Source organism: Kitasatospora sp. NPDC092286 (genome assembly GCF_044755565.1).
Lineage (GTDB): Bacteria > Actinomycetota > Actinomycetes > Streptomycetales > Streptomycetaceae > Kitasatospora.
The window spans coordinates 210846-217395 of record NZ_JBIVRD010000011.1; the positions used below are offsets into that span (position 1 = coordinate 210846).

At 73.6% G+C, this 6550-nt stretch carries 3 protein-coding genes and 1 pseudogene; 3 read left to right on the top strand and 1 reads right to left on the bottom strand.

Annotation, left to right across the window (positions count from 1 at the left end; genetic code table 11):
- The first annotated feature begins 40 nt into the window (after window positions 1-40).
- Both paaN and ACIQIB_RS14310 read left to right on the top strand, forming a co-directional pair.
- Window positions 41-1741, top strand: coding sequence for a phenylacetic acid degradation protein PaaN (gene paaN, locus ACIQIB_RS14305; RefSeq protein WP_400758092.1), 1701 nt, complete (start codon window positions 41-43; stop codon window positions 1739-1741).
- 186 nt (window positions 1742-1927) lie between these two features.
- On the top strand, window positions 1928-3457 hold the full coding sequence (locus tag ACIQIB_RS14310; protein WP_363613943.1) for an FAD-dependent monooxygenase: 1530 nt from the start codon (window positions 1928-1930) through the stop codon (window positions 3455-3457).
- 198 nt (window positions 3458-3655) lie between these two features.
- Here ACIQIB_RS14310 and ACIQIB_RS14315 read toward each other — a convergent pair.
- Window positions 3656-3958: pseudogene (locus tag ACIQIB_RS14315) on the bottom strand (CGNR zinc finger domain-containing protein); the annotation flags it as partial.
- 283 nt (window positions 3959-4241) lie between these two features.
- Here ACIQIB_RS14315 and ACIQIB_RS14320 point away from each other — a divergent pair.
- Window positions 4242-6404 (top strand): protease pro-enzyme activation domain-containing protein, encoded by a 2163-nt coding sequence (locus tag ACIQIB_RS14320; RefSeq protein ID WP_400758095.1) that lies wholly within the window; start codon window positions 4242-4244, stop codon window positions 6402-6404.
- The last annotated feature ends 146 nt before the right edge of the window (window positions 6405-6550 follow it).

Below are 6550 nucleotides of genomic sequence, written 5' to 3' on the forward strand. Positions count from 1 at the left end.
CTGGGACGTGTCCCGTCCTCCCCTCTGAGGAGCGCACACGATGTCCGCAGCGGTCACCCACCCCCTCGTCGCCGAACTGGCCGAACGCCACCAGGCCACCCTGGACGCCGCGCTCGCCGCCGCCGCCGAACGCGACTACTGGTCGCCCTACCCCGAGTTCCCGAAGGCCTACGGCGAGAGCGGCGCCGAGGACGGCAAGGCGGCCTTCGAGGCCCTGCTGAACAAGCCGTTCGCGCTCGACGGCCACCCCGCCGACGGTGACCTGATCGGCGGCGAGGTCTCCCCGTACGGCCTCGAACTGGGCATCGGCTACCCGCACGCCGGGCCGGACGCGCTGATCGCCGCCCTGCGCGCCGCCCAGCCCGGGTGGGCCGCCGCCGGGCCGCTCGCCCGCGCCGCCGTCTGCCTGGAGATCCTGGCCCGGATCAACGCCCGCTCGCACGAGTTCGCGCACGCCGTGATGCACACCACCGGGCAGGCCTACGGCATGGCCTTCCAGGCGGGCGGCCCGCACGCCCAGGACCGCGGCCTGGAGGCGGTCGCCTACGCCTACGCCGAGCAGACCCGGCTGCCGCGGAGCGCCGGCTGGACCAAGCCCCAGGGCAAGCGCGACCCGCTGGTGATGACCAAGGAGTTCACCGTCGTGCCGCGCGGCGTCGCGCTGCTGATCGGCTGCAACACCTTCCCCACCTGGAACGGCTACCCGGGCCTGTTCGCCTCGCTGGCCACCGGCAACCCGGTCCTGGTCAAGCCGCACCCGCGGGCCGTGCTGCCGCTCGCCCTCACCGTCCGGACCGCCCGCGAGGTGCTCGCCGAGGCCGGCTTCGACCCCAACCTGGTCTGCCTCGCCCCCGAGCACGAGGGCGGCACCGTCGCCCAGCTGCTCGCCGTGCGGCCGGAGGTCAGGCTGATCGACTACACCGGCTCCACCGCCTTCGGCGACTGGCTGGAGGAGAACGCCCGGCAGGCCCAGGTGTACACCGAGAAGGCCGGCGTCAACACCGTCGTCATCGACTCCACCGACGACTACCGGGGCATGCTGAACAACCTGGCCTTCTCGCTCTCGCTCTACAGCGGCCAGATGTGCACCACCCCGCAGAACCTGCTGATCCCGCGCACCGGCATCGACACCGACCAGGGTGCCAAGCCGTACGACCAGGTGGTCACCGACCTCGCCGCCGCCATCGACGGCCTGCTCTCCGACGACGCGCGGGCCGCCGCCGTCCTGGGCGCCGTGGTCAACCCCGGTGTGCTCCAGCGCTCGGTCGCCGCGGCCGCCGGGGAGTACGGCGAACTCGCGCTGGCCCCGCGCGTGGTGGCCTCGCCCGAGTTCCCCGCCGCGACCGTCCGCACCCCGGCACTGGTCACGCTGGACGCCGACAAGCCGGACGACCGGGCGGTCTTCCACAGCGAGTGCTTCGGCCCGGTGTCGTTCGCCGTCGCGGTGGAGTCCACCGCCGCCGCGATCGAGCTGCTGCACTCCACGGTCCGGTCCCAGGGCGCGATGACGGCCTCCGCCTACACCACCTCGCCCGAGGTCGAGACCGCGCTGGTCGAGGCCGCGCTGGACGCCGGCGTCTCGCTCTCGCTCAACCTCACCGGCGGGGTGTACGCCAACCAGACCGCCGCGTTCTCGGACCTGCACGGCACCGGCGCCAACCCGGCCGCCAACTCCGCCTACTGCGACGGCGCCTTCGTCGCCAACCGGTTCCGCACCGTCGAGGTCCGCCGGCACGGCTGACGGCCGCACCACCCGGCCGCACCGATCAACCGCACCGATCGGCCTCGGCACATCGGTACCGGGCTCCGGCGGGCACGCGCCGCCGGAGCCCGGAGATTCACAGTCCCGCCCGGGGCAGCGATGATGGTGTCCGGGAGAACGCTGAGAGCGGCGTTCAGCCTTCGTCCGAGCACCGGGAGCTGACACATGACCGCGAAGCAGATCGGCACCGACGTCCTCATCGTCGGCGCCGGACCGACCGGCCTGCTGCTGGCCGGTGACCTGGCCGCCGCCGGGGTCCGGGTCACCGTCCTGGAGAAGCGCGGCGCCGAGTCCAACCTCACCCGGGCCTTCGCCGTGCACGCCCGCAGCCTGGAGCTGCTGGACGCCCGCGGGCTGGCCGACGAGCTGATCGCCACCGGCCGTCCGCTCAGCTCGCTGCGGCTCTTCGACCGGCTGAAGGTCGACCTCGGCCAGCTCCCGACCCGCTTCCCGTTCGTCCTGGTCACCCCGCAGTACCAGACCGAACGCCTGCTCCAGGAGCGCGCGCTGAAGGCCGGCGCGACCATCCTGCGCGGCACCGAGGTGACCGGGCTGCGCCAGGACGCCGAGGGCGTCACGATCGAGGCCCGCTCCCGTCCTTCGGGCGAGGAGAACCCCGTGGGCGGCACCACCGTCACCCACCGGGCCCGCTACGCGGTCGGTGCCGACGGTGTCCACTCCGCCGTCCGCGACCTGCTCGGCATCCCCTTCCCCGGCGAGTCCGTGGTCAACTCCGTGATGCTGGGCGACGTCCGGCTGGAACGCGAGCCCGACGAGGCGGTTGTCGTCGGCGCCGCCGAGAACGGTTTCGCCTTCCTCGCGCCGTTCGGCGACGGCTGGTACCGGGTCATCGCCTGGGACGGCGACGACCAGCGCGCCGACGCCGCCCCGCCCTCGCTCGACCGGATCGCCGCCGTCACCCGCACCGCCCTCGGCGAGGACTACGGCCTGCACGACGCCCGCTGGACCTCCACCTTCCACAGCGACGAGCGCCAGGTCCCCAACTACCGCTCCGGCCGGGTCTTCCTGGCCGGCGACGCCGCGCACTGCCACTCCCCGGCCGGCGGCATGGGCATGAACACCGGCCTCCAGGACGCCGCCAACCTCTCCTGGAAGCTCGCCGCCGCCGTCCGGGGCTGGGCCACCGACGCCCTGCTGGACACCTACCAGACCGAGCGGCACCCGGTCGGCAAGGCCGTCCTGCGCAGCTCCGGCGCGCTGATCCGGCTCGCGCTCGCCCAGTCCGCCCCCACCCGGGCCCTGCGCGGCGCCCTCGCCGCCGTCGCCGAGCACCTCGACCTGGTCACCGAGCGCGGCGCCCGCACCGTCTCCGGCATCGGCATCCACTACGCCGCTCCGAAGGACGCCCACCCGCTGGTCGGCCGACGCGTACCGGACCTGCGGCTGACCGGCCTGCGGCAGGCCCGCGAGGGCGAGCCGGCCCCGCCGGAGCGGCTCGCCGAGGCGCTGCGCGCCGGCCGGTTCGTCCTGGTCAGCAATGACGAGCTGTCCGCCGCCGACCCGTGGGCGGACCGGCTGGTCACCGCCGCGCCCGCCGACCCGCACGGCAAGCTGCGCGACACCGTCCTGCTGATCCGCCCGGACGGCTACGCCGCCTGGGCCGCCGTCGACCCGGGCCACGGCGAACTCCGCGCCGCGCTGGCCCAGTGGCTGGGCGCCCCCACCGACGACTGACCACGCCCCGGCGGGCGCCCGTACTCCCCGGGCGCCCGCCGCCCGGACGGCTCCCGGGCGCCCGCCACGAGGGTCGCCGGGAGCCCCGGCCGTCCCCGGGCACCGCCCGATCGGGCGCGGTGTCCGGGGATCCGCATATCCGCGCGCCTTTTCCGCGTTTCCTGTCCGCAGGCCCTGGCCACGCGCCCGCTCATAGTGCCGCGCCGTCTTCGCCCGATTCCCGCACGCCGCCATGGCACACCACCGCCGGCGGCCGTTCCGCGACGTGTCGAAGAAATGCAGAATGCATGCCCCGTGCCCACACCGCCTGATCCGGTGCGGCCCCTGCCGCGGTAGCGCCGCCGGCCCGGCCGGGGAGAGCCGGATCCGGTAGCCGTCCGGCCGGTCGAGCAGGTCGTTCACCGGGGCGCCGGCCCGGCGGGTGTTCAGCAGGTCAAGAGCCGGTGGTCCACCGGTCAACGGCCGGGGACCGCGCGGCTCCGCCACCTGGCGGCCCGTCACCGGCCCTCCCCGGTTCGCGGTCCGCCGAGTCCGCTCCGGTCCGCCTGAGCGCCTCCTTTCCCGTCCTGACGTGATCCGGTTCCGGATTTCCCGCTATTCACTGTATGAAGGCCCGCACACTCTGTTCTGTTTTCTCCCATTCACAGTTGACTGTTTTTTAGCAACGAATTGCTTGACCATAAGCCAATTCGCACACGGGTTCTGTCATGTTCTAGCCAGCGTTTTCGACCCTGGAACGCCCTGGCCCCGGCCGGCCCCCACGCGCCGGCCAGAGGAGGATCCCGTGCGCCCCCGTTCCCTTGCCCTCGCCGCGGCCCTTGCCGTCCTGCCGCTGACCGCCGTCTCGCTCGGCGTGACCGGCGCGCAGGCCGCTCCCGTCCCCAACGCCTCCGCCCCTCGCGTCTCGCTGCCGGACACCGTGACCCCCGCGGTGGCCCGCTCCGAGAAGAAGGGCGACGTCCCCGCCGACCAGCAGCTCTCGGTGGCCGTCAGCCTGAAGCTGCGCGACACCGCCGGGCTGGACCGCTTCCTCGCCGCGGTCGCCACCCCCGGAACCCCCGAGTACGGCGGGTACCTGACGCCGCAGCAGTTCACCGAGCGCTTCGGCCCGACCCAGGCGGCCGTCGAGCAGGTCAGGTCGTACCTCACTGCCCAGGGCCTGACCGTCTCCGGCGTCAGCGACAACCGCCAGGTGGTCGGCGCGCGCGGCACCGCCGCGCAGATCGCCAAGGCCTTCGGCACCCACGAGAGCGCCTACCTGGACCCGCAGGCACAGCGCGCCTTCTTCGCCAACGACGCGGCCGCCTCCGTCCCGGCCGACCTCGCCGGCGTGGTGCAGGGCGTCTCCGGCCTCAACAACCACACCGTCCGCACCACCCGCCTGGCGAAGCCGCAGGCCGCGGCCGCCCCCAACGCCGCGCCCAACGCCGCGCCCAGCGGCTTCGGCCCGTCCCAGTACGACGGTGCCTACCGGCTGGACAGGACCGGCGCCGACGGTACCGGGGTCACCGTCGCCCTCTGGGAGTTCGACGGCTACAGCTCCACCGACCTGAAGACCTACGACTCCCAGTACGGCCTGACCGGACCGGCCGTCAGCACCGTCTCGGTGGACGGCGCAAGCTACGACTCCGCGCCCGGCGACGGCCAGGGCGAGGTCGAGCTGGACAGCGAGATCGTGCGCGGCGTCGCCCCCAAGGCGACCCAGCTGGTCTACGAGGCGCCCAACAGCGACCAGGGCGAGATCGACATGGCCGCCAAGATCGTCTCGGACAACAAGGTCTCGGTGATCTCCATCTCCTGGGGCTCCTGCGAGCCGGACACCACCGCCTCCTCCATGACGGCCGTGGACAACTCCTTCAAGCAGGCCGCCGCCCAGGGCATCTCGGTCTTCTCCGCCTCCGGCGACGACGGCTCGCGCGACTGCACCCGCTCGACCAGCGGTTCGTCCGTCAAGGCGGTCGACTTCCCGGCGTCCAGCCCGCACCAGACCGGCGTCGGCGGCACCAACCTCAAGGTCTCCGGGACGGGCTACTCCTCGGAAAGCGCCTGGAGCACCGCCGGCGGCGGCGTCTCCACCGTCTTCGCCAGGCCCGCCTGGCAGACCGGCACCGGCGTCAGCGGCACCATGCGCACCGTCCCGGACGTCTCCTCCGACGCCGACCCGGCCAGCGGCTTCGCCATCTACACCGCCGGCGGCTGGCAGGTGTACGGCGGCACCAGCGCGGCCGCGCCGCTCTGGTCCGGCTACGCGGCCCAGTTCGACCAGAAGGCCAAGGCCGCCGGACAGCCGGTCCTCGGCGAGGCCTCCCCCAAGCTGTACGCGGTCGCCAACGGCAGCGGCTACGGCACGGCCTTCCACGACGTCACCACCGGCAAGAACCAGGACTTCCCCGCCAAGGCCGGCTACGACCAGGTCACCGGCTGGGGCAGCCCGATCGCCGACGCCCTGGACACCGCGCTGCTCGGCGGCACCACCCCGCCGCCCTCCGGCGGCTGCACCCCGGCCCAGCTGATCGGCAACGGCGGCTTCGAGAGCGGCACCGCCGCACCGTGGACGGCGTCCAGCGGCGTCGTCGACAGCAGCACCGGCGAGGCCGCCCACACCGGCTCCTGGAAGGCCTGGCTGGACGGCTACGGCAGCAGCCACACCGACACCCTGGCGCAGACCGTCGCCGTCCCGGCCGGCTGCAAGGCCGTCCTCTCGTTCTGGGTCCACGTCGACACCGCCGAGACCGGCTCCACCGCGTACGACAAGCTGACCGTCCAGGCCGGCTCGACCACCCTGGCCACCTACTCCAACGCCGACGCGGCCACCGGCTTCGCGCAGAAGTCCTTCGACCTCTCGGCCTTCGCCGGACAGACGGTGACCATCACCTTCACCGGCACCGAGGACTCCTCGCTCAAGACCAGCTTCGTGATCGACGACGCCGCGCTCAACGTCTCCTGACCATCTCCACCCCCACACAGGCGGGGGGGGGCGCCCCCGCCCCCCCCCCCCCACGGTGTTGGCCCCCGGTAGAAAACGAAAAAACACCGGGGACCCACGCCTGGCCACCGTGAAACCAGCCCCGGATGTCGGTGACGCACCGCCCG